Annotated in this window: 21 protein-coding genes; 11 read left to right on the forward strand and 10 right to left on the reverse strand. The window is 66.1% G+C overall.

Going from position 1 to position 23,400, the window contains the following annotated elements; genetic code table 11:
- The first annotated feature begins 43 nt into the window (after positions 1-43).
- The 7 genes from HV766_RS12910 (at position 44) to HV766_RS12940 (ending at position 9,314) form a co-directional block, all read left to right on the forward strand.
- Positions 44-1,924 (forward strand): dipeptide ABC transporter ATP-binding protein, encoded by a 1,881-nt coding sequence (locus HV766_RS12910; RefSeq protein WP_054450703.1) that lies wholly within the window; start codon positions 44-46, stop codon positions 1,922-1,924.
- Between the two features lie 66 nt (positions 1,925-1,990).
- Positions 1,991-3,544, forward strand: a complete 1,554-nt coding sequence (gene gsiB / locus HV766_RS12915; RefSeq protein WP_054450705.1) for a glutathione ABC transporter substrate-binding protein GsiB — start codon at positions 1,991-1,993, stop codon at positions 3,542-3,544.
- Positions 3,545-3,633: 89 nt separating this feature from the next.
- Positions 3,634-4,554: a glutathione ABC transporter permease GsiC gene (gene gsiC, locus HV766_RS12920; protein ID WP_013392281.1), complete on the forward strand. Its 921-nt coding sequence runs from the start codon at positions 3,634-3,636 to the stop codon at positions 4,552-4,554.
- Positions 4,555-4,561: 7 nt separating this feature from the next.
- Complete coding sequence (gene gsiD, locus HV766_RS12925; protein WP_175181245.1) at positions 4,562-5,461, forward strand: glutathione ABC transporter permease GsiD; 900 nt, start codon at positions 4,562-4,564, stop codon at positions 5,459-5,461.
- Between the two features lie 108 nt (positions 5,462-5,569).
- Positions 5,570-6,664: a DmpA family aminopeptidase gene (locus tag HV766_RS12930; protein WP_119450955.1), complete on the forward strand. Its 1,095-nt coding sequence runs from the start codon at positions 5,570-5,572 to the stop codon at positions 6,662-6,664.
- Positions 6,665-6,684: 20 nt separating this feature from the next.
- Positions 6,685-7,509, forward strand: coding sequence for a M55 family metallopeptidase (locus tag HV766_RS12935; RefSeq protein WP_175181246.1), 825 nt, complete (start codon positions 6,685-6,687; stop codon positions 7,507-7,509).
- A gap of 14 nt (positions 7,510-7,523) precedes the next feature.
- Positions 7,524-9,314 (forward strand): aminopeptidase P family protein, encoded by a 1,791-nt coding sequence (locus HV766_RS12940; RefSeq protein ID WP_175181247.1) that lies wholly within the window; start codon positions 7,524-7,526, stop codon positions 9,312-9,314.
- A 72-nt stretch (positions 9,315-9,386) separates the two neighbouring features.
- On the opposite strand, the gene HV766_RS12945 is transcribed toward HV766_RS12940, so the two are convergent.
- Positions 9,387-10,340, reverse strand: a complete 954-nt coding sequence (locus tag HV766_RS12945; RefSeq protein ID WP_225590355.1) for a hypothetical protein — start codon at positions 10,338-10,340, stop codon at positions 9,387-9,389.
- Positions 10,341-10,608: 268 nt separating this feature from the next.
- Here HV766_RS12945 and pyrG point away from each other — a divergent pair, with 268 nt between their 5' ends.
- From pyrG to ftsB, 4 genes are all read left to right on the forward strand, one after another.
- Positions 10,609-12,261 carry a CTP synthase gene (pyrG, locus tag HV766_RS12950; RefSeq protein ID WP_054450715.1) on the forward strand — a complete coding sequence of 551 codons (1,653 nt, stop codon included), beginning with the start codon at positions 10,609-10,611 and terminating at the stop codon, positions 12,259-12,261.
- Positions 12,262-12,464: 203 nt separating this feature from the next.
- Positions 12,465-12,749, forward strand: a complete 285-nt coding sequence (locus HV766_RS12955) for a DUF1330 domain-containing protein (protein WP_013392289.1) — start codon at positions 12,465-12,467, stop codon at positions 12,747-12,749.
- 4 nt (positions 12,750-12,753) lie between these two features.
- A complete protein-coding gene (eno, locus tag HV766_RS12960; RefSeq protein WP_054450719.1) occupies positions 12,754-14,040 on the forward strand; it encodes a phosphopyruvate hydratase in 1,287 nt (428 codons plus the stop codon).
- A 68-nt stretch (positions 14,041-14,108) separates the two neighbouring features.
- Positions 14,109-14,522 carry a cell division protein FtsB gene (gene ftsB / locus HV766_RS12965; protein ID WP_054450721.1) on the forward strand — a complete coding sequence of 138 codons (414 nt, stop codon included), beginning with the start codon at positions 14,109-14,111 and terminating at the stop codon, positions 14,520-14,522.
- A 36-nt stretch (positions 14,523-14,558) separates the two neighbouring features.
- Here the strand turns inward: ftsB and HV766_RS12970 are convergent, their stop codons facing one another.
- The 9 genes from HV766_RS12970 to HV766_RS13010 all read right to left on the reverse strand — a co-directional run bounded on the left by HV766_RS12970 (position 14,559) and on the right by HV766_RS13010 (position 23,280).
- Positions 14,559-15,293: a pilus assembly protein gene (locus HV766_RS12970; protein ID WP_254593311.1), complete on the reverse strand. Its 735-nt coding sequence runs from the start codon at positions 15,291-15,293 to the stop codon at positions 14,559-14,561.
- Between the two features lie 91 nt (positions 15,294-15,384).
- Complete coding sequence (hslO, locus tag HV766_RS12975; protein WP_054450725.1) at positions 15,385-16,314, reverse strand: Hsp33 family molecular chaperone HslO; 930 nt, start codon at positions 16,312-16,314, stop codon at positions 15,385-15,387.
- A gap of 73 nt (positions 16,315-16,387) precedes the next feature.
- Positions 16,388-16,909 (reverse strand): gamma carbonic anhydrase family protein, encoded by a 522-nt coding sequence (locus tag HV766_RS12980; protein ID WP_175181249.1) that lies wholly within the window; start codon positions 16,907-16,909, stop codon positions 16,388-16,390.
- 22 nt (positions 16,910-16,931) lie between these two features.
- Positions 16,932-18,626 carry an acetate--CoA ligase gene (locus HV766_RS12985; RefSeq protein ID WP_119450949.1) on the reverse strand — a complete coding sequence of 565 codons (1,695 nt, stop codon included), beginning with the start codon at positions 18,624-18,626 and terminating at the stop codon, positions 16,932-16,934.
- Between the two features lie 127 nt (positions 18,627-18,753).
- A complete protein-coding gene (locus HV766_RS12990) occupies positions 18,754-19,626 on the reverse strand; it encodes a UDP-2,3-diacylglucosamine diphosphatase (protein ID WP_119450948.1) in 873 nt (290 codons plus the stop codon).
- Between the two features lie 143 nt (positions 19,627-19,769).
- The gene (locus HV766_RS12995) at positions 19,770-20,678 is read right to left on the reverse strand and encodes a DUF2167 domain-containing protein (protein ID WP_054450732.1); all 909 of its coding nucleotides are present in this window, start codon (positions 20,676-20,678) and stop codon (positions 19,770-19,772) included.
- Between the two features lie 147 nt (positions 20,679-20,825).
- Entirely contained in the window at positions 20,826-21,344 is a 519-nt protein-coding gene (locus tag HV766_RS13000) for an RDD family protein (protein WP_054450734.1), read from the reverse strand.
- A gap of 129 nt (positions 21,345-21,473) precedes the next feature.
- A complete protein-coding gene (locus HV766_RS13005; protein ID WP_006389355.1) occupies positions 21,474-21,662 on the reverse strand; it encodes a hypothetical protein in 189 nt (62 codons plus the stop codon).
- Positions 21,663-21,909: 247 nt separating this feature from the next.
- On the reverse strand, positions 21,910-23,280 hold the full coding sequence (locus HV766_RS13010; protein ID WP_175181255.1) for a THUMP domain-containing class I SAM-dependent RNA methyltransferase: 1,371 nt from the start codon (positions 23,278-23,280) through the stop codon (positions 21,910-21,912).
- Positions 23,281-23,400 lie beyond the last annotated feature (120 nt).

Raw genomic sequence — 23,400 nt, forward strand, 5'->3', positions numbered from 1 at the left:
CGGCGGCGGGTTCGTTTTTTCAGTATTTGGGGAATCAAAAGAGATGGTTGATCGCGCAAACAGCCTGGCGCTGCCGGAAAACCGCGTGGTCCAGGTCGACGACCTGACGGTGCGCTTCGTGGGATCGGAGCGCACGGTCGAAGCCGTGCGCAATCTGTCGTTCCATGTGGACCGGGGCGAGACCCTGGCCATCGTGGGCGAATCGGGTTCGGGCAAATCGGTGACGTCCCTGGCGCTCATGCGTCTGGTGGAGCACGGCGGCGGGCGCATCGCCCAGGGCAGCATGGCCCTGCGGCGGCGCAACGGTTCCGTGATCGACCTGGTCGGATCCAGCCAACGCGAAATGCGCAGTGTGCGCGGCGCGGACATGGCCATGATCTTCCAGGAGCCGATGACCTCCCTGAATCCGGTCTTCACCGCCGGCGACCAGATCGCCGAATCGATCCGCCAGCACCAGGGCAAGGACGCCGCGGCCGCGCGCGCCGAGGCGCTGCGCATGCTGGAGCAGGTCCGTATTCCGGAAGCCAAGTCGGTGCTGGACCGCTACCCGCACCAACTGTCGGGCGGCATGCGCCAGCGCGTGATGATCGCGATGGCGCTGGCCTGCAAGCCGGCGCTGCTGATCGCCGACGAACCCACCACCGCGCTGGACGTCACCATCCAGGCGCAGATCCTGCAACTGATCCGCCAGCTGCAGGAAGAAATGCACATGGGCGTGGTGTTCATCACCCACGACATGGGCGTGGTCGCGGAAGTGGCCGACCGCGTGCTGGTCATGTACCGCGGCGACAAGGTCGAGGAAGGCCCGTCCGAGCAGGTATTCGCCTCGCCGCAGCACCGCTACACCAAGGCGCTGCTGTCGGCCGTGCCGAAGCTGGGCGCCATGCAGGGCACGGACCTGCCCGCGCGTTTCCCGCTGCTGCAGGCCGAAGGCCAGGCCCAGCCCGAGGCAGCTCCGGTCAGCGCGCCCGCCGCGCCGGACGCCAAGCGCGAGCCTATCCTGAGCGTGCGCAAGCTGGTCACCCGCTTCGATCTGCGCGGCGGCATCATGAGCCGCGTGCAGCGCCGCGTGCATGCGGTGGAGCAGGTCAGCTTCGACCTGTTCCCCGGCGAAACGCTGTCGCTGGTGGGCGAGTCCGGTTGCGGCAAGTCCACCACCGGCCGCTCGCTGTTGCGCCTGGTCGACAGCCAGGGCGGCGAGATCCGCTTCGGCGGCCGCGACATCGTGCGCCTGAAGAACACCGAACTGCAATCCCTGCGCCGCGACATCCAGTTCGTGTTCCAGGACCCGTTCGCCTCGCTGGATCCGCGCGTGACGGTCGGCTTTTCCATCATGGAGCCGCTGCTGGTGCACGGCGTGGCCCGTGGCCGCGATGCCGAGCGCCGCGTGGCCGAACTGCTGGAACGCGTGGGCCTGCCGGCGGAAATGGCGCAGCGCTATCCGCACGAATTTTCGGGCGGCCAGCGCCAGCGCATCTGCATTGCGCGCGCCCTGGCTTTGAACCCCAAGGTCGTGATCGCGGACGAATCCGTGTCGGCGCTGGACGTGTCGATCCAGGCGCAGATCGTGAACCTGCTGATCGACCTGCAGCGCGACATGGGCATTTCCTTCCTGTTCATTTCGCATGACATGGCTGTGGTCGAGCGCGTCAGCCACCGCGTCGCCGTCATGTACCTGGGCCAGATCGTGGAGATCGGGCCGCGCCGCGCTATTTTCGAGAATCCGCAGCACCCTTACACCAAGAAGCTGATGTCCGCCGTGCCGATCGCCGATCCGGCCCGCCGCCACATGAAGCGCACGCTGTTGTCCGACGAAATCCCCAGCCCCATCCGCAAGCTCGGCGACGAGCCCGTGGTGCAGCCGCTGGTGCAGGTCGGAACGGATCACTTCGTCGCCCGGCATCCGGTCGGCGGAGCGTATTGAGTCAGTTGTCGTACTTGTTTTTCTTCCACCAAACCCCCTAATTCCTTTTTGGAACCAGGAGTTGCAATGATGAAAGTTCTGCGCCCCACCAAACTGATGGCCGCCGCTGCGCTGGCCTTCGGCGTGATCGCGTCGCCGCTGGCGCATGCCGCCAAGGACGTGACGTTCGCCGTCTCCATCGCGCTGGAAACGCTCGATCCGTACAACACCAACAGCACGCTGAACCAGGCGGCCGGCAAGGCCTACTATGAAGGCCTGTTCGAGTTCGACAAGGACCTGAAGGTCCAGAAGGTCCTGGCCACCGACTACACCGTTAGCGAAGACGGCCTGGTCTACACCTTCAAGCTGCGTCCCGGCGTGAAGTTCCATGACGGCACCGATTTCAACGCCGAAGCCGTCAAGATCAACTTCGACCGTCCGGCCAATCCGGACAACCGCCTGTCGCGCTACATCCAGTTCAGCGTCATCGACAAGACCGAAGTGGTCGACCCGATGACCGTCAAGATCACGCTGAAGAAGCCGTTCTCGGCCTTCATCAACGCGCTGGCCCACCCGGCCGCCATGATGATCTCGCCCGCCGCGCTGGCCAAGTACGGCAAGGAAATCGGCTTCCACCCCGTGGGCACCGGTCCCTTCGAGTTCGTCGAATGGAAGCCGGCCGAATACCTGAAGGTCAAGAAGTTCGACGGCTACTGGAAGAAGGGCTACCCCAAGGTCGACACCCTGACCTTCCGTACCGTGACGGACAACAACACCCGCGCCGCCGTGGTGCAGACGGGTGAAGCGCAGTTCGCCTTCCCGGTGCCGTTCGAGCAGGCCGCCGTGCTGAAGAAGAACGACAAGCTGGACGTGGTCGATCACCACAACTCGATCATGGCGCGCTACCTGTCGATGAACACGCAGCAAAAGCCGTTCGACAACGTCAAGGTGCGTGAAGCCATCAACTACGCCATCAACAAGGAAGCCCTGGCCAAGGTCGCTTTCTCGGGCTATGCCACCATCGTCGACGGCGTCGTGCCGCAAGGCGTGGACTACGCGCACAAGACCGGCCCGTGGCCGTACGACATCAAGAAGGCCAAGGCCCTGCTGGCCGAAGCCGGCTACCCCAACGGCTTCGAAAGCCAGCTGTGGTCCGCCTATAACGACGGCACCTCGGTGAAGGTGGTGCAGTTCCTGCAGCAGCAACTGGCGCAAGTCGGCATCAAGGTGTCGGTCGAAGTGCTGGAATCGGGCCAGCGTGTGCAGCGCGTCCAACAGGTGCAGAAGCCTGAAGACGCCAAGGTCCGCATGTACTACGCCGGCTGGTCGTCCTCGACCGGCGAAGCCGACTGGGGCCTGCGTCCGCTGCTGACCACCGCCGCGTTCCCGCCGGTGCTCAACAACGTGTCGTACTACTCGAACAAGTCGGTGGACGATGGCATCCAGCAAGCCCTGGCCACGACCGACCGCGCCAAGAAGACCGAAATCTACAAGAACGTTCAGGAAACCATCTGGAAGGACGCCCCGTGGGCCTTCCTGGTGACCCAGAACAACCTGTACGTGAAGTCGAAGAACCTGTCGGGCGTGTACGTTGAGCCGGACACCTCGTTCTGGTTCGGCGACATCGATCTGAAGCAGTAAATCTGGCAGTAACTCTCGGGGCCTAGTCGCCCCTGTAAGGCCACATACGGCGGGGGCGCGGTGTCCCCGCCGATGTTGCAGGAATTTCAATGCTGACCTACATCGTCAAACGTCTTTTGGGCATGATCCCCACGCTGCTGCTGGTAGCCGTGGTCGTGTTCCTGTTTGTGCACATGCTTCCGGGCGACCCGGCGCGACTGGCCGCGGGCCAGGAGGCCGACCAGCAGACCGTCGAGCTCGTGCGCAAGGAACTGGGACTGGATCTGCCGCTGCCGCAGCAGTTCGTGCGCTATTTCAGCCACATGCTGCAAGGCGACCTGGGTACCTCCTTGCGTACCAAGCGCCCCGTCTCGACCGAAATCGCCGACCGTTTCATGCCTACCCTGTGGCTCACGCTCGCCAGCATGGTGTGGTCAGTGACCTTCGGCATGATCATCGGGATCGTGTCGGCGGTATGGCGCAATCGCTGGCCCGACCGTCTCGGCATGACGCTGGCGGTGTCCGGCATCTCGTTCCCCGCGTTCGCGCTGGGCATGATGCTGATGCAGGTCTTCTCCGTGAATCTGGGCTGGCTGCCTACCGTGGGCGCCTCGACCTGGCAACACTACATACTTCCGTCCATCACGCTGGGCGCCGCCGTGGCGGCCGTGATGGCGCGCTTTACCCGGGCTTCCTTCGTGGAAGTCATCCAGGAAGACTTCGTGCGGACCGCCCGCGCCAAGGGCCTTACCGAGCGCCGCGTCGTGATCAAGCATGCGCTGCGCAATGCGCTGATTCCCGTCGTCACGATGATGGGCCTGCAGTTCGGCTTCCTGCTGGGCGGCTCCATCGTGGTCGAGACCGTGTTCAACTGGCCCGGCCTCGGCCGCCTGCTGGTGGACGCCGTGACCCAGCGCGACTATCCGGTGATCCAGGGCCTGGTGCTGCTGTTCTCGCTGGAATTCATCCTGATCAACCTGATTGTCGACGTGCTCTATGGCGTCATCAATCCCAGCATCCGTTACAAGTGAGGCGGCCATGAGCAATACGACACCCGCCACGACCATCGCCGCCGTTCCCAAGAACGACGTGCGCACTCCCGCCACCGAGTTCTGGCGCAAATTCAAGAAGCAGAAGCTCGCCGTCGGCGCGGGTCTCTTCGTCCTGCTGCTCGTCGTCGTCGCGGTCTTCGCGCCGTGGATCGTGCCGTTCGACCCCGAGAACTTCTTCGACTACGACGCCCTGAACGCCGGACCTTCCGCGACCCACTGGCTGGGCGTGGACTCGCTGGGCCGCGACATCTTCAGCCGCATCATCATGGGCGCGCGCATTTCCTTGGCCGCCGGCTTTCTGTCCGTCGCCATGGGCGCCGTCGTCGGCACCTTCATGGGCCTGATGGCGGGCTACTACGAAGGCTGGTGGGAACGCATCACGATGCGCATCTCCGACGTGTTGCTGGCGTTCCCCGGCATGCTGCTGGCCATTGGCGTGGTCGCCATCCTGGGTTCCAGCATGGTCAACGTGATCGTGGCCGTGGCCGTGTTCAGCGTGCCGGCGTTTGCCCGCCTGGTGCGCGGCAACACGCTGTCGATCAAGCAGATGACCTACGTCGAAGCGGTCAAGAGCGTGGGCGCGTCCGACTGGACCATCATCATGCGCCACATCCTGCCCGGCACGATCTCGCCGATCGTGGTTTACGGCACGATGCGTATTGGCACTTCGATCATCACCGCTGCCAGCTTGTCGTTCCTGGGCATGGGCGCTTCGCCTCCCACGCCGGAGTGGGGCGCGATGCTGAACGAAGCGCGCGCCGACATGGTGATCGCGCCGCACGTGGCGATCTTCCCGGCGCTGGCGATCTTCTTCACGGTGCTCGCGTTCAACCTGCTGGGCGACGGCCTGCGCGACGCGCTCGATCCCAAGATCGACCGCAAGTAATCCTGCCGCCGGCCCTCCCTGGAGGGCTGGCGTGGAGGGCGAATCTTTGCGCCGTCGCCCCAGGGCGGCGGCGTTTTACATTCAGGAGCGTGGCGACACGCAGCGAACATGGACAAACAAGCGCTGGACATCCCCCGCATCGGCGTACTGCCATCGGGACCGCTGGATTCGATCTGCGACGTGGGCGAGGTCGCCGTCGGCCACCGTACGCTGGCCGAAGGCCCGCTGCAGACCGGCGTAACCGTGGTGCGTCCGCATGCCGGCGATCCCTATCTGGATAAGGTGCCGGCTGCCGCCACCGTGCTGAACGGCTTCGGCAAGAGCACCGGCCTGGTCCAGGTGCAGGAGCTGGGCGTGCTGGAAACGCCCATTGCGCTGACCAATACGTTTGGCGTGGGTACGGTGGCCAATGCGCAGATCCGCGCCGCGGTCGCCGCGAACCCTGGCATTGGTCGCGGCATGGCTACCGTCAATCCGCTGGTCTTCGAATGCAACGATGGCTATCTGAACGATATCCAGGCGCTGGCGGTGCAGGAATCGCACTACGCCGAGGCGCTGGCCGCCGCGGGCAAGCCGTTCGAGCAGGGCGCCGTCGGCGCGGGCCGGGGCATGTCCTGCTTCTCGTTCAAGGGCGGCATCGGCTCGGCCTCGCGCCTGGCATCCATTCAGGCCGGACCGCAATACACGGTTGGCGCGCTGGTGCTGGCGAACTTCGGCCGCCTGCCCAACCTGACCGTGGCGGGCAGGCCCTTCGGCCGCCGGCTGGCGCAGCAGCTGGACAGCAGCCTCGCCCAGGCGGGCGAGAACGCCGCCATCGTGCCCGAGAAGGGTTCCATCATCCTGCTGCTGGCGACCGATGCGCCGCTGGACTCGCGCCAGTTGCGCCGCCTGTCGCTGCGGGCCGGGGCGGGGCTGGCCCGCACCGGTTCGGTGTACGGCCATGGCAGCGGCGACATCGCGCTGGCGTTTTCCACGGCCTATACGGTGCCGCAACTGCCGGAGCAGCCCATGCCGGCGGTGGCGATGCTGCACGAGGCCCGCATCGATCCCTTGTTCGAAGCCGCCGCCGAAGCCTGCGAACAGGCCATCATTTCCGCGCTGTGGCATGCCGAAGGCGTGACGGGGCGCGACGGCAACCACCGCGCCGCGATCCGCGACGCGGCGCCGCAGTGGCGCCAGTGGCTGTCCGAAACCGAATTCTGAAATCCTCCGAGGCTGATCCCATGAAGATCCTGATTTCCACCGATATCGAAGGCGTCGCCGGCGTCTTTCATTCCGAACAAGTCCGCGCCGGCAACGGCGAATACGAGCGCGCCCGCGCCTGGATGACCGCCGAGGCCAACGCGGCCGTGCAAGGCGCGATCGCCGGCGGTGCCGAAGAGATCCTGGTCAACGATTCGCACGGCGGCTTTCGCAACCTGCTGCCTGACGGCCTGGACGAGCGCGCCCGCCTGGTGCTGGGCAAGCCGCGCTACCTCGGCATGATGGGCGGCCTGGAAGAGGGCTGCGACGCCGTCTTCATGATCGGCTACCACTCGCGTTCGCAGGGCCGCGGCATCCTGGCCCACACCATCAACAGCTTCGCCTTCGCCCGCGTGCTCATCAACGGCATGGAGCTGGGCGAGGCCGGCCTGTACGGCGCGCTGGCGGGCGAGTTGGGCGTGCCCGTCATCCTGGGCACCGGCGACGATGCCTTCATCGCGGAGACCCGCGATACCTTCCCGGGCGCCGAATGGGTGCAGACCAAGGTGGCCCATGGGCAGGGCAGCGGCGTGACCCTGTCGCCGGCCGCGTCGCGCCGCGCGATCGCCGCCGCTGCGGAAACCGCCGTGCGCAATCTGAAGAAAGGCGCGGCAGTTCCTTTCCGCATTCCCGCCCCTATAGAATGCCGGTTGCAGACGCAGAGCTCGGCCCTGGCCGACCTGTTCTGCATGTGGCCCACGCTGGAACGCGTGGACGGCGTGACCTTGCGATTCACCACGGATAGCATGCAGTCCGCCGTCCGCACGCTGAACAGCCTGGCCGCCATGTCTTTCATGTTGCGCTAAGGATCCCATCCCCCATGTCTAGCACCGACGCCCGTATTGCCCAATTGCGGCAGGCCATGAGCCGCCGCGGCCTGTCCGCCTATGTCGTTCCGTCCTCGGACCCGCACCTGTCCGAATACCTGCCCGCGCGCTGGCAGGGACGGCGCTGGTTGTCCGGCTTCACGGGCTCGGTCGGCACGCTGGTGGTCACGGCCGATTTCGCCGGCCTGTGGGTGGACAGCCGCTACTGGGTGCAGGCCGAAGCTCAGTTGGCCGGCACCTGCGTGCAGTTGATGAAGATCGCGCTGGCCACGACGCCGGGCCATGTGGACTGGCTGGCGGCCAATGTCAAGGCGGGCGAGGTCATCGGGGTGGACGGACAGGTGCTGGGCCTGGGCGCTTTCCGCGCCTTGTCGGCGGCCGCGGCCTCGGCCGGCGCGGCGCTTGAAATCCGCGAGGATCTGCTGGAAGACATCTGGCAGGAACGCGCCGGGCTGCCCGGCGCCGCCATCTATGAACATGTGGCGCCCGAAGCCTGCGTGACCCGCGCAGACAAGCTGGCGCAGGTGCGCGCCGCCATGCGCACGCATGGCGCCGACGTGCATTTCATCAGCACGCTGGACGACATTGCCTGGCTCTTCAACCTGCGCGGCGCGGACGTGGATTACAACCCGGTGTTCGTCGGCCACGCGCTGGTCGGACAGGACCATGCCACGCTGTTCGTGGCCGACGGCAAGATCGACGACGCCCTGCGTGCTGTGCTGGCGGCCGATGGCGTGGAAGTCGCCGCATATGCCCAGGCCGCCGATGCGCTGGCCTCGCTGGAACTCGATCAGAAGCTGCTGATTGATCCGGCCCGCGTGACCTGCGGCGTGTTCCATGCGATGGACCCGGCCGTGCCGCGCGTCGAGGCCATCAATCCGTCCACGCTGCTGAAATCCCGCAAGACCGATGCCGAGCTGGCGAACGTACGTCTTGCCATGGCGCAGGACGGCGCCGCGCTCTGCGAGTTCTTCGCCTGGTTCGAAGGCGCGCTGGGCAATGAAACCATCACCGAACTGACCATCGACGAGCAGATCACCGCTGCGCGCGCGCGCCGGCCGGCCTATGTCTGCCCCAGCTTCGCCACCATCGCCGGCTTCAACGCCAACGGCGCGATGCCGCACTACCGCGCAACCCAGGAATCGCACGCCACCATCGAAGGCGACGGCCTGCTGCTGATCGACTCGGGCGGCCAATACCTGGGCGGCACGACCGACATCACCCGCGTGGTCGCGGTGGGCTCGCCCAGCGCCGACCAGAAGGTGGATTTCACGCTGGTGCTCAAGGGCATGATCGCGCTGTCGCGCGCCTCGTTCCCGCGCGGCACGCCTTCGCCCATGCTGGACGCCATTGCGCGCGCCCCTATCTGGGAAGGCGGCGCGGAATACGGCCATGGCACGGGCCACGGCGTGGGTTACTTCCTGAACGTGCATGAGGGCCCGCAGGTCATTTCCTACCGCGCCGTGCCGGGTCCGTACACGGCGATGGAGCCAGGCATGATCACCTCCAACGAGCCGGGCATCTACCGCCCGGGCCGCTGGGGCGTGCGCATCGAGAACCTGGTCGCCAACCGCGCCTGGCTGACCTCGGAACTCGGCGAATTCCTGTGCTTCGAAACGCTGACGCTGTGCCCGATCGACACGCGCTGCATCGAGCCGTCGCTGATGCGCGCCGACGAAATCGCCTGGCTCAACGACTATCACAAGACGGTGTACGAACGCCTGTCGCCGCTGGTCGAAGGCGAGGCGCTGGCCTGGCTGGAGCGCCGCACCGCCGCGATCTGAACCGCTGCGTGAGTGCATGAAAAAAGGCCGCGGGCGCAATGCCCGCGGCCTTTTGCTTCGCGCGGAGTCGGGTCAGCTTGCCGGCGTGGCCGTCTTGGCGCGGGGATACAGTGCGAGCCTGCCGATCAGGCAGCCCAAGGCCAGCAGCGCGCCATAGGCCAGCAGCGTCAGGCCGGCGGCCGCATGGGACTCCGCCGCGCGCATCAGTTGTCCCCAGGTCATCGCCCGGACGGCCAGGAATCCCAAACCTATGCCCAGCGCCTGCGCCAGCCAGAAGGCGATGGTGCCGTGGGCGACGGCCCGTCCGAACCGGGCCGCGCCGATCGGGCGCGGCAGGATGTTCAGGCAGACCAGGGTGCATAGCCCCAGCAGGGCCGCAGGCAGGACCAGGTAGCCCAGCGCGTACGCCGTCCAGCCAGCGCCCTGAGCCTGCATCTGCAGGAAACCGCCCAACCAGATCGAAACAGTCAGTTGCCAGACCAGCACGGTCAGCGCGGTAGTCCAGGCGGCATGGCGCCGTTCATAGGCGGGACCGCCAGCCGGGCCCGCAGGCTGCACGGTCCAGGCGGCAATGCGCACGATGACGCAGATGCCGATGATCTCAAGCACGATGGTCACGAGCTTGGTGATGATGTTCAGGGCCAGAAACTGCCCGATCATGCCGAAGCCGAGCCGTTCCTGCAGCACGTCGCGGTGGTCCATGACGAAGCGCATCAGCGTGTTCTGCAGGAAGGCGATGCCTGCCGCCACGGCCAGGGTGTAAAGCAGAAACAGCGCGATGAAGGTGCCGAACAGCTTGCGGGGCTCGGTCACCGCCTGGGTGTCATGGCGCGCCAGCCAGCCTCGCATGGCTCCCCAGGCGGTCAATCCGGCGATCACCGCGCCCGCGACGATATGGACCAGCAGCGGCGCCAGGAACTGCGGCTGGGTGTACATCTCCTGCATTTGCTCGAACTGGGGCAGGGCCAGCAGGCTGTACGACTGGACCAGCGCCGAGTAAGCAAGCCGCAGGAAAACTGCGGTCAACGCAAGGCGCCAGGCGAGCGAGTAGGAGGATCGGGCGGGATCGGTCATCGGCGGAAGCGGGAGTGTTGAGAAAAAACAGCAAGCAAAAAAATAGGGATCGAACATAGCACGGCGCTGCGCCGCGCCACACAAGGCGATTCCCCTTTCGGCGATTCGAGTGCTGCCAAATGTTACGCCCCGGAGCTAGGGGAAAACCCAAATAAGCTCCGCCTCCCGGCTATAATCCAAATTTCCCGCACGCGCCCGCTCGTCCCGGGTGCTCATTACGATGACCAAATACGTATTTGTCACCGGCGGTGTGGTGTCTTCCCTGGGCAAAGGCATCGCCGCTGCGTCGCTCGCCGCCATCCTCGAGTCGCGTGGCCTGCAAGTCACCATGCTGAAGCTCGACCCGTACATCAACGTCGATCCGGGCACCATGAGCCCGTTCCAGCATGGCGAGGTGTTCGTCACGGAAGACGGCGCCGAAACCGACCTGGACCTTGGCCACTACGAGCGTTTCATTTCGGCTCGCATGCACAAGGTGAACAACTTCACCACCGGCCAGATCTACGAATCCGTGCTCCGCAAGGAGCGCCGCGGCGACTACCTGGGCAAGACCGTCCAGGTCATTCCGCACATCACCAACGAAATTCAGGACTTCATCGCCCGCGGCGCCGAAGCCGCCTGGAACGGCAACACGGACGTCGCGATCGTCGAGATCGGCGGCACCGTGGGTGACATCGAGTCCCTGCCGTTCCTGGAAGCCGCCCGCCAGATGAGCCTGCGCATGGGCCGCAACAACGCCGCCTTCGTGCACCTGACGCTGGTGCCCTTCATCGCGTCGGCCGGCGAACTCAAGACCAAGCCGACCCAGCACTCGGTGCAGAAGCTGCGCGAAATCGGCATCTACCCGAACGCGCTGCTGTGCCGCGCCGACCGCCGCATCCCGGACGACGAGCGCGCCAAGATCTCGATGTTCTCCAACGTGCCCCTGGACGCGGTCATCTCCGTCTGGGACGCCGATTCGATCTACAAGATCCCGGCGATGCTGCATGCGCAGGGCGTGGACAACATCGTCTGCGAAGCGCTGGGCCTGACCCCGCCGCCGGCCGACCTGTCCATGTGGGACAACCTGGTCGAGGCGCTGGAGCACCCGCAGCACCAGCTCACCATCGGCATGGTCGGCAAGTACGTCGACCTGACCGAGTCGTACAAGTCGCTGACGGAAGCCCTGGTCCACGCCGGCATCCACACGCGCTCGAAGATCAACATCGAGTACATCGACTCCGAAGACATCGAAACCCGCGGCACCGACCAGCTCAAGCACCTGGACGCCATCCTGGTTCCGGGCGGCTTCGGCAAGCGCGGCACCGAAGGCAAGATTGCCGCGATCCGCTACGCCCGTGAAAACGGCGTGCCGTACCTGGGCATCTGCCTGGGCATGCAGCTGGCCGTGATCGAGTTCGCGCGCCACGTCGCCGGCCTGGGCGGCGCCAACAGCACGGAATTCGATCCCTCGGCGCCGCACCCCGTGGTGGCCCTGATCACCGAATGGATGGACCGCGAAGGCAAGGTCGAAAAGCGCAACCAGTCGTCCGACCTGGGCGGCACCATGCGCAAGGGCGCGCAGCGCGTGCCGATCAAGCCGGGCACCCGCGCGCAGTCGATCTACGGCGACGAAGTGAACGAGCGTCACCGCCATCGCTACGAGGTCAACAACGTCTACGTGCCGCGCCTGGAAGAAGCCGGCATGGTGATCAGCGCCCGCACGCCGACCGAGAACCTGCCGGAAATGATGGAATTGCCCGACCACCCGTGGTTCGTGGGCGTGCAGTTCCACCCGGAGTTCACGTCGACCCCGCGTGACGGCCACCCGTTGTTCGCCAGCTATATCCGCGCCGCCATCGAGCAGAAGGCTCGCCGCGGTCAGGAGGCGTAATGCGCGTCTGCGGTCTGGAGTTCCGTAAGCGGATCTTCGGGACCGCGGGCCGCCGCCTCAGCGCCGCCCTATACGGCGGCGCTTCTTTCGGATACAACCAATTAGCATCGGATATGCGTCGCCCGGCCGCCTTGCGCGACACTGGCGGCGTCGCCGTATCCGGCGTCAGACCGAAACCAACGCAACTGCTCTGAAGGAATCCCATGAGTGCCTACCTCATCGCCGACGTCTCAGTGACCAAGCCCGCGCAGTACGAGGACTACAAGCGTCTGTCCACGCTCGCAATGCGCGCGTACGATGCGAAGATCCTGGTGCGCGGCGGCGATTCCAGGCACCTCGAGGGCCGTGAGCCTGGCCGTACCGTCGTCATGGAATTCCCCTCCATGACCGCGGCCCAGGCTTTCTACGACTCCTGGCAGTACCGCCGCGCCCGCAATGCCCGCGAAGGCGCGGCTGTCATGAATATGTTTATCGTTCAGGGAATGTAAAGTCATGAGTGCTATCGTCGATATCATCGGCCGCGAGATTCTGGATTCGCGCGGCAACCCCACCGTCGAATGCGATGTGCTGCTGGAGTCCGGCGCCATGGGCCGCGCGGCCGTGCCGTCGGGCGCGTCCACCGGCGCGCGCGAAGCCATCGAGCTGCGCGACGGCGACAAGAGCCGTTATCTGGGCAAGGGCGTGCTGCGCGCCGTCGAGAACCTGAATACGGAAATCTCGGAAGCCCTGATGGGCCTGGACGCCCAGGAACAGACCTTCGTCGATCGCACCCTGATCGAGCTGGACGGCACCGAATCCAAGGAACGCCTGGGCGCCAACGCGATCCTGGCCGCCTCCATGGCCGTGGCCCGCGCCGCCGCCGACGAATCGGGCCTTTCCCTGTACCGCTATTTCGGCGGCAGCGGCCCCATGAGCATGCCCGTGCCGATGATGAACGTCATCAACGGCGGCGCGCACGCCAACAACACGCTGGACCTGCAGGAACTGATGATTCTGCCGGTGGGCGCAGGCAGCTTCCGCGAAGCCCTGCGCTGGGGCGCCGAAGTCTTCCACATGCTCAAGAAGCTGATCCACGGCCAAGGCATGTCCACGGCAGTGGGCGACGAGGGCGGTTTCGCGCCCAACGTGGCCAGCCATGAAGCCGCCATCCAGCTGATCCTGAAGGCCATCACCGAAGCCGGCTACGAGCCGGGCACGCAGATCGCCCTGGGCCTGGATTGCGCCAGCTCCGAGTTCTACCGCGACGGCAAGTACACGCTGGCCGGCGAAGGCGGCATCTCGCTGTCCTCGCAGGAGTTCACCAATCTGCTGGCCACCTGGTGCGACAAGTACCCGATCATCTCGATCGAAGATGGCATGGCCGAAAACGACTGGGAAGGCTGGAAGCTCCTGACCGACCAGTTGGGCAAGAAGGTGCAGCTGGTGGGCGACGACCTGTTCGTTACCAACACCAAGATCCTGCGCGAAGGCATCCAGAAGGGCGTCGCCAACTCGATCCTCATCAAGATCAACCAGATCGGCACCCTGACCGAGACCTTCGCCGCCATCGAAATGGCCAAGCGAGCCGGCTACACCGCCGTCGTGTCGCACCGTTCGGGCGAAACCGAAGACTCCACCATCGCCGATATCGCCGTGGCGACTAACGCCATGCAGATCAAGACGGGTTCGCTGTCGCGTTCGGACCGCATGGCCAAGTACAACCAGCTCCTGCGCATCGAGGAAGAGCTGGCTGAAGTCGCGTCGTATCCCGGCTTGGAAGCTTTTTACAACCTGCGTTGATGAGAAGCGCGGCCCCAGGCGCAATCCCGGGGCCGCATCCACGCCACGACTGCTGAGGGTTCCCGCGTATGCGCCTGTTGTTCCTGGTGCTGTTCGTGCTGCTAGGCCTGATCCAATACCCGCTGTGGCTGGGTAAGGGCGGGTGGTTCAAGGTCTGGGATCTGCAACGCCAGGTGGCGGAGCAACGCGAGACCAACGAAGGCCTGCGCGCGCGCAATGCCGCATTGGAAGCGGAAGTGCGCGACCTCGAAGGCGGCTCCGGCGCCATCGAGGAACGCGCCCGCGGCGAACTGGGCATGATGCGCGACGGCGAGGTGTTCGTGCACATCCTGCCGCAGAACACCCCGGCCCCGGCTGGCGGCGCCTCTTTGGCTGCCGACGCCGCGGCCAAGCCGGCCACCCCCGCGCGCGCCAGCGCGCCGGCGGCCCGCCCTGCGGCTACGCCTCCCAAGCCCGCCAATCAGGCCAACGCCCGGCACTGAGCGCCGGCTGCCGTTCCTGTTCATTCCCCGTTCCGTTCAACCGCAGCGCACGCTGCGGCACTCTCCGTACACGATGCCGGCGGGTTGCGGCGTCCTGCGCGCCCAATCCACCGGGTGCGAATGCATCTCCGTTTCCAGTTCCATGCGCAGGGGCAACAGGCCCCGGGTCTGCGCGTTTCCGGCAAAGCTGCCGCGATCGGAGCCCAGCGCGGCCAGCAGCGCCCGCAAGGGCGGCAGCAACGGCTTGTGCAGATAGGTCAGCCGCAGCTTCAAGGTGTTGGCCTGAAATATGGTCTGGCCGCCCGGCTGCGGCGGCCGGCGCGCATGCTGCAGGTCCTGGTAGCCGTTGTCGATGGCGCGCAGGCCTGACGCGGCGGGCACCTTGAGATCCGGGCGGGCGTGTTCGCGGAACGATTGCTCGTCGGGCAGCAGGACTTCGATGCGCCAGGGGTGGGTACCCGAAATGGCGGCCAGCTCGGCTTGCTCGTCTTCCTGGCGGCGGCGTGCGCCGGCCTGGCCCTGCGCATCGGCGTACCGCGGCAGCAGGGCCTGCAGAAAGGCCATGCGCATGCGCGCTGGATCGCCGTGCCCGGTGGCGCCGGCGCGTCCCGCCTCCATCAGCGCCAGATAGGCCATCTGGCGCACGCCCTGCCAGCGGGCCGTTTCGATCGCCAGCAGGCCCAGCAGCAGCACCACGGCGCCCGCCACCGCGAATTCGATGGCGGCGGCGCCGCGTTGCCGGCAGGAGGGAGCATGAAAAAAGGCGGTCATGGCTGCGCAGTCTGGCGCAGGCATGGCCGCCTGTCGATGAGGATAAGCCGGCGTGATCGAAACGTCCCGGCGGCCAGGCCGCCGGTGTGGATCAGTGCACCGTGGGAGGTTCGTCCGCGGCCGGAGCTGCGCCGGACGAGAACAAGGTGGCGCAGTCGACGGAGTCGAACTTATACGGTTTGCCGCAGAAGTCGCAGGCCACGTCGACCTGGCCGCGTTCGGCCAGGATGCTGTTGATCTCTTCCTGGCCCAGCGTGCGCAGCATGCTGGCCACGCGTTCGCGGGTGCAGGGGCAGTGCCAGCGCACCGCCAGCGGATCGAACGCCACCAGGGTTTCTTCCCAGAACAGGCGATGGATCAGCGTGTCGATGTCGGTGGCCAGCAGTTCATCGCGCTTGATGGTGCCGGCCAGGGCGCAGGCGCGGTCCCAGGTTTCGGCGGCGTTCTGCTCGGTAAGAGCGGGCGCGTCCGAGCCGCCGTGGTAGGGCAGGCGCTGGATCAGCATGCCCGTGGCATGGTCGGCGTCGGCCGCCAGCCACAGCCGGGTATCCAGCTGTTCGGAGGCTTTCATGTAGTGCTGCAGGGCTTCGGCCACGGTGTCGCCCTGCAGGGGCACGATGCCCTGATAGGCCTGCTGGCCCGGCAGCTTGCGCTGCGGATCCAGCACCACGATGAAACGGCCGTTGCCGCCCGGGTTCAGCAGGCTTTGCATGTTGCCGTCGCTGGGCACGTCGTGGCCTTCGCGCATCTTGACGGTGGCGCGCAGGCTCAGGTCGTTGCGGCATTCCACCACCAGCAGCGCAATGGGGCCGTCGCCCTGGATCTGCAGCACCAGCGAGCCGTCGAACTTGATGTTGGCGGCCAGCAGCGTGGACGCCGCCACCAGTTCGCCCAGCAGGTGGGTGATGGCGGGAGGGTAGTCGTGATTGGCCTGCACGGCCTTCCAGGTCGCGTCCAGGCGCACGGCCTGGATGCGGACGCTGCGGTCTTCGGTAAGGTATTTCTTGAGCTGATCGGTCATGGAGGAATGTTAGCCGATCAGGCCCGTCTATTCCCCCTGCCGCCAGCAGGGTCGAAGCGCCGCCCCGGGGCGCTCAGCCGATCCGTTTCAGCGCGGTCTTGTAGTGTTGGCCGCGCGCCACGTAATGGGCGGTGTTCTTGTGCAGATTGGCGATTTCCTCGTCCGAGAGCTCGCGGACGATCTTGCCGATGCCGATGACCAGGGAGTTGTCGGGAATGATGCGGTCTTCCGGAATGATGGCGCCGGCGCCGATCAGGCAGTTGCGGCCGATGACGGCATTGTTCAGCACGATGGCCTGCATGCCCACGAGGGCGCCTTCATGGATGCTACAGCCGTGCAGCATGGCCTGATGGCCTACCGTGACGTTGGGGCCGATGGTCATGGGACAGCCGTCGTCCACGTGCAGCACGCTGCCTTCCTGGATATTGGTGCCGCTCTTGATCAGGATGGCGTCGTTGTCGCCGCGGATCGACACGTTGGACCAGATGCTGACGCCTGCCTCCAGCGTTACGTTGCCGATGATGTCGGCGCTGTCGGCCACATAGGCCGCCGGGTCGATGCGGGGAATCAGGTCGTCGAGCTGGTAAATGGGCATGCCTAGGTCTCCGGTTGCGGCGTCACGCCTTGGGGGCGTGCGGCGCGTCTGTAATGGCTGCGGTCATCCGCGAGCGCTCTTCTTCGCGCAGGCGCAGGATGCGGCGCTGGATTTTACCGGTGGTGGTCATGGGCAGCTCGTCGACGAATTCGATCTCCTTTGGGTACTCATACGGGGCCAGGCGCTCGCGCACATGTTCCTGCAGGTTCTCGATGATGTCGTTGCGGTCGCGCTGCGCGAACTCCGGCGTCAGCACCACGTAGGCCTTGACCAGGGCGCCGCGCTCGGCGTCCGGCTTGGGCACGACGGCGGCGTTGGCCACGGCCGGATGCCCGATCAGGCAGCTTTCGATTTCGCCCGGCCCGATGCGGTAGCCGGCGGACTTGAATACGTCGTCGGCGCGGCCTGCGTACCAGAGGTAGCCGTCGGCGTCGATCTTGGCCAGGTCGCCAGTCAGGCACCAGTCGCCCTTGAACTTGGCCTGGGTGGCGGTTTCATTGCGCCAGTAGCCCAGGAACATCACGGGATCCGGGTAGCCATGGATGTCGAGCCGGTTGACGGCGATCTCGCCGGTGGCGCCGGGCGCGACCGGCTTGCCGTCCTCGTCCAGCACCGCGACGTTATGGCCCGGGTAGGGGCGGCCCATGCTGCCTGGTTTGGCGGGCCAGCGCTTCTGGCTGTTGCCCACCACGTAGTTCATTTCCGTCTGGCCGAACATTTCGTTGGGCGTTACGCCCAGCGCCGATTGGCACCATTCGAAGACGGTCTCGCCCACGCTTTCGCCGGCGCTCATGATGGAACGCAGGGCCAGCTGGTAGCGGCCGCGCGGCTCCGGCACCGCTTTCATCATCATCTTGAGCGCGGTGGGGAAGAGGAAGGTGTTGGTGACCTGGTAGCGTTCCAGGAGCTCGAATGCGCGCTCGACCGAGAAGCGGCCGCGCGTGCCGACGATGGGGTGGCCGAAGTACAGGGTGGGCAGAAGGGCGTCCATCATGCCGCCGGTCCAGGCCCAGTCGGCCGGCGACCAGAACACGTCGGCGGGCTTGGGGAACCAGTCCTGCGAGGCCACGAAGCCCGGCAGGTTGCCGATCAGCACGCTGTGCGGCAGCAGCGCGCCCTTGGGGGCGCCGGTGGTGCCGGAGGTATAGAGCAGGATGGCCGGGTCCGAGGAACGGGTCTGGACCATCTTGAATTCGCTGGGTTGGCGCGCCAGCAGGCTGCGCCAGGGCAATACGCGTTCGTCGGCGAAGCCGATGCCAATGATCTGCTGCAGGTTGGGACAGTTGTCGCTTACGGCCAGCAGGTTGGCGCTGGAGGCGTAATCCACGATCGCGACCCGGGTTTCGGAGTCGCGCAGGCGGCTTTCCAGGGCCTCGGGGCCGAACAGGGCGGACAGCGGCAGCACTACCGCGCCGACGCTGTAGATGGCCATATGGGCCACCACAGTCTCGGGCCGTTGCCCCAGCACCACACCCACGCGGTCGCCGCGCCCAACGCCCATTTTCACCAGGCCGTTGGCCAGCTGATTGGCCGCTTCCGCCAGGCGAGCATAGGTCCAGACCTCGCGGTTGCCAGATTCATCTTCGTAGTAGATGGCAATGCGCCGCGCATCCGGACTGCTGGATGCCCAGCGGTGGCAGCACGCTTCCGCGATGTTGAACTGGGTGGGTACCAGCCAGCGGAATGTTTGGTAGAGCGCCTGATATTGGTCGTTCATGGCCCTATGTTGTGAGCATGTTGCAGCGTGAACGGGTCAAGTTGGCCCGTTGCCCCAGATGCAAGCATGACCTAGAGGGCCGTGAACTGCAACATCCCCGTTGCGTAACGGGGACGCATACGGGTTATCACGGGTGTTTGCCTTGGCGGCGCAGTGCGGAGGGCAGGGCCGGCAGCGTCAGCGAGCGGGGCGGCCGGGCGGCGGGATCGGCTTCGCGATCCGCCATGACAGTGGCCCAGTCCAGCAACTGGAGCTGGCCGTCGTGCGTCTCCGCCAGGGCGGACAGGCTCTCCACCCAGTCGCCGTCGTTGCAGTAGAGGATCTCGCCCACGTAGCGCAGTTCGGCCTTGTGGATATGGCCGCAGACCACGCCGTCCAGGCCCCGTCGCCGGGCTTCGCCCGCCAGCGCCTCTTCGAAGTCCGTGATGAAGGACACGGCGTTCTTGACCTTGTGCTTCAGGTATTGCGACAGGGACCAGTAATGCAGTCCCAGGCGGTGGCGCAGCCGGTTGAAATGATGGTTGATCCACAGCGCCAGTTGGTAGAGCCCGTCGCCCAGGTGGGCCAGCCAGCGGCTGTGCTGGATCACGCCGTCGAACTGGTCGCCATGCAGCACCAGCAGGCGCTGCCCCTTGGCGGTGGTGTGCACGTCCTCGTCCAGGATCTCGATGTCGCCGAAGGCATAGCCAGCGAACTCGCGCGCGAATTCGTCATGGTTGCCCGGGATGAATACGACCCGGGTGCCGTTGCGCGCCTTGCGCAGGATGCGCTGGATGACGTCGTTGTGCGCCCGGGGCCAGTGCCAGTGCTTGCGCAGCTGCCAGCCGTCGACGATGTCCCCCACCAGGTAGAGCGTGTCGGAATCGTTGTGGTCCAGGAAGTCGAGGAGGAATTCCGCCTTGCACCCGGCGGTGCCCAGGTGAATATCGGAAATCCAGAGGGCGCGCCAGTGCGCGGGGCGGATTTCGTTCACGGTCGCTTTCCCAGGGGCTGTGCTCATGCCTGGGAATGAAACCATCCGGCGATGACCGGAACGTGAACGCTGCGTGACGCTGTTGTGACGGCGGGCGAGGTTCTGCGATGCACGGCGGACCGCCGTGCATCGGGTTCATGGGTTCGGGGGGCCGCGACCGGAGTCGGCGGTCAGGGCTGCTGCGGGTTGGCCTTCTTGGCCCGCAGGCGCTTCCAGATGCCGCCGCCCAGCGCGGCCGCGGCCAGCAGGCCGACCTTGGCGAACTTGGCCAGGAAGGCGGCGATCACGGCGAACAGGCCCAGTTTCTTGGCCGCTACGCCAGCCACCAGGGCGGCCAGGCCGTACTCGGCCACCTTGTCGGTCGAGGAGTTGAAGTCGGCGTAGCGCTTGCCTTCGACGTAGTTCAGGTTGTCCAGCAGGGTCAGCACGGCCGTCTTGTCCTTGGGCACCATGCTCTTCTGCGTGATCAGGTCCAGCGTGATGTAGCCGTCGCGGCCCAGCGCGTAGGTGTTGTAGTTGACGGTGGGGTTCTCGGTGGCGCTTTCGCCCTTGTGCTTGACCGCGACCGACCAGACCAGGCGCTGCGAGTTGCTGTCGTACTTCGGCGCCTCGACCCAGCCGTCCATGATCAGTTCGGGGAAGCCGCGCTTCTTGCGCTCTTCGTTGGATTGCTCGGTGCCTTCGCGCAGGCTGTCCAGCAATTCGTTGACGTTCCAGTTCTTGGCGTCGTCGTCCTTGATGTAGCCGGCCTTGTCGAAATTGACGGTGATGACCCAATCGTCATCGTCGCTCTTGGGCATCACCACGCCCAGCAGGGAAGGATCCTTGCCGTTGCCGTAGGCCGCCATCAGCCGGTCCGCCTGCAGGCGCGGCACGAAGAACATGGATTCGGGCAGATGCACGACCGCCTGCTCGCCCAGCTTGACGTCGGCGGGCCCTTCCTGGGCAGCGGCGAAGGCGGCCTTGGTGGCCGCTTCGATTTCCTGTTGGGCGGCGGCGTTCTGCGCCAGGGCGCCGGCGGGGAGCAGGAACAGGGCGCTGGCGGCGGCCAGCGCAACACGGGAAAGGAAAGCGCGCATGATGGTTCTAGGGCGTCTGAAAAAAGGGGCCCCATTGTCTTTGCGGTCGACTTTCAACTTTCTGAAAGCAAACGGCTAATTCGGCGCACGATGTTGCCGTTTGTCGCAGAATGTATGCGGCGGGTCGGCTGACGCTGCCGGCGCAGGCTAGCGGGCCTTCTTGTGGCGCGGCGCGTTGCGCAGCCGCGTGCCCAGGATGCGATCGTGCAGGAACTGGCCGTCGGGATCGAACCAGGACCAGACGAAGATGGTGAAGGGCGCGGCGACGATGAACATGTCCATCGAAGGCCAGCCGGTGGCGCTGGCGGCAGCCCACACGACCGCCGCGCCGGCCAGCACCAGAGGCCAGACCAGGACGTAGCGCAACATCAGGCGGGTCGTGGACGGGGTGTTGCCGTCGCGGTCGACCAGGCGGATGTTCCAGGTTTTCATGGGCAGGGTCTGGCCGCGGCGGCGCCAGCACAGCACGAAATACGCTCCGATGGCGACGAACAGCCAGGCCTGCCGGGCGCCGCGCAATTCCAGCGCGTTCTTGCTCTGGGTCAGGGTATCCAGCAAGTAGCCCGCCAGGAACACCACGCCAAACAGCAGCACGGCTTCGTACATCATGCAGGCGAACCGGCGCAGCCGGTTGGGGGTCTGGTCGAGGAGGGCGTCGGTCGTCATGGGTCGCTATTATCCGACAAAGCCCAGGCCTTCCAAGGCAAAAAAAAACCCACCGGTAAGGGCGGGTCTTAAAAGGGGCTATGCAGCCCCCAAGGGGAAAACTGTTCAGGCCGTAAGCCTGGGCCTTGCTCAGGCGGCGGAGTGCGCGTTCTTGGCGCTCGTCTTGCCAGCCAGGGCACGGATGCCGTGGGCCAGCTTACGCAGGCCGGCGGCCAACGCCCGCATCGGGTGCGGACGGAATTGTTCTTCGATAGCCTGGAGCATCAGTTGGCGCTCGAGTTCGTCGGTCAGGCGGATGGTGTTGTTCGGGTTGATCACAATAGCCTCCACGGGCTTGCACTGTTTGTTTAGCTACTAGGGATAACCCGAATTATAGGGGTTAACCCTGAACTTGTGCAAGTGCCTGGTGCATATTGGCAACACCTTGGTGCGATGATGCGCTCAAACGGTGCTGGGGAAAACCATAAGCAAAGATAAGCGCGCCATGTTGCGGCGCCTTTACAACGCGCTGTTCAAGGGGAAGGGGGGCGCCCGGGGGCCGAAACCTCCCGGGGCGCAGGGGCGCTCAGGCGTCGCGGTAACCGGCCGCGACCAGCTCGAAACCGAACAGGCGGCAGTCCAGCGAACCGTTGTGCAGCGGCACGCGGCGCTTGGGCTTCAAGCGCATCTGGTTGGGCAAGGTGAGGTCGCTGGTGATGACGTGCAGTTGCCAGCCCGCGAAATTGCGCTTCAGGCAGGTGGCCCAGTCGCGCCACAGATCCGCGTCCTGTTCCGTCCCCATGCGCTCGCCATAGGGCGGGTTGGTGACGATCCAGCCGTGGTCGGCGGGCGCCGTGACGTGGCGGGCATCGCCGACCTCGAAGCGGATCGAGTCTTCGGTCAGCCAGGCGCGTTCGGCGTTGTTGCGGGCGAATTCGATCGCGCGCGGGTCCAGGTCGTAGCCGACCAGCGGCGCGTCCAGTTGCGGCAGGATGCGCGCGCGGGCATCGTCCTTCAGGTCGCGCCAGCGGTAGGCGTCATGTCCGCGCAGGCGTTCGAAGCCGAACGGGCGCGAGATGCCCGGGGGCACGCCGAGGGCGATCCAGGCAGCCTCGATCAGGATGGTGCCCGATCCGCAGAACGGATCCAGCAGCGGGGCGGCCGGATCCCAGCCTGCCAGCGCCAGCATGCCTGCGGCCAGGTTCTCGCGCAGCGGCGCCTCGCCCTTGTCCAGGCGCCAGCCGCGCTTGAACAGCGACTCGCCCGAGGTGTCCAGGTAAAGCGTCGCGGTATGCCCGGTCAGGAACAGGTGCACGCGGGCGTCCGGACGCACGGTGTCGATGCTGGGGCGTTCGCCTTCCAGTTCGCGCAGGCGGTCGCAGATACCGTCCTTGGCGCGCAAATTGCAGTACTGCAGGCTTTGCACCGGGCTCTTGATGGCCGAGGTATCCACGCGCAGGGTCTGCTCCGCGCCGAACCAGCGCTCCCAGGGAGTGTCGCGGGCCAGGTCCAGGATGTCGTCTTCGTGCGAAATCTCGGCATGGGCGACCTGCACCAGGATACGGGTCGCCAGGCGCGAATACAGGTTGGCGCGCTGCACGCCGGCCCAATCGGCCGTGAACGAGCAGCCAGCGCGGCCGGCCTGGGCGTCCTCGAAGCCCAGCGCCTGCATTTCGGCAGTCAGCGCCTCTTCCAGTCCTTGGGGGCAGGGGGCGAAGATGGGAAATGTTTCCGCCTGGCGGGTTTCGCGCGGACGGCGGCTGCGGGTCTCCACGGCGGGCTCGCGCCTGCCACGGCCTTCGTCGCGGTCATGTCCATGGTCGCGGGTTTCGGCGAAATCTGCTTCCTGTGCGTGGTCGGGTTCGGGCAGGTACTCAGGCGCGGGGCCGTCGTCCTCGAACGGGTCGTAGAAGCGTCCCGCCGGCGTCGCGGGCGCGATGTACTGGTCGTCGCGCAGGCGCGGCGCGCGCTGCGGGGCGCGGCCGGAGCGGCCGCCGGATTCAGTTTCGCGGCGCGGGCTGTCGGCCCGCTTGCGGTCCGTAGCAGGTCGCCCCGATGCCGCCCGGTCCGAGGCGCC

The organism is Achromobacter aegrifaciens, assembly GCF_902859735.1.
GTDB classification, from domain to species: domain Bacteria; phylum Pseudomonadota; class Gammaproteobacteria; order Burkholderiales; family Burkholderiaceae_B; genus Achromobacter; species Achromobacter aegrifaciens.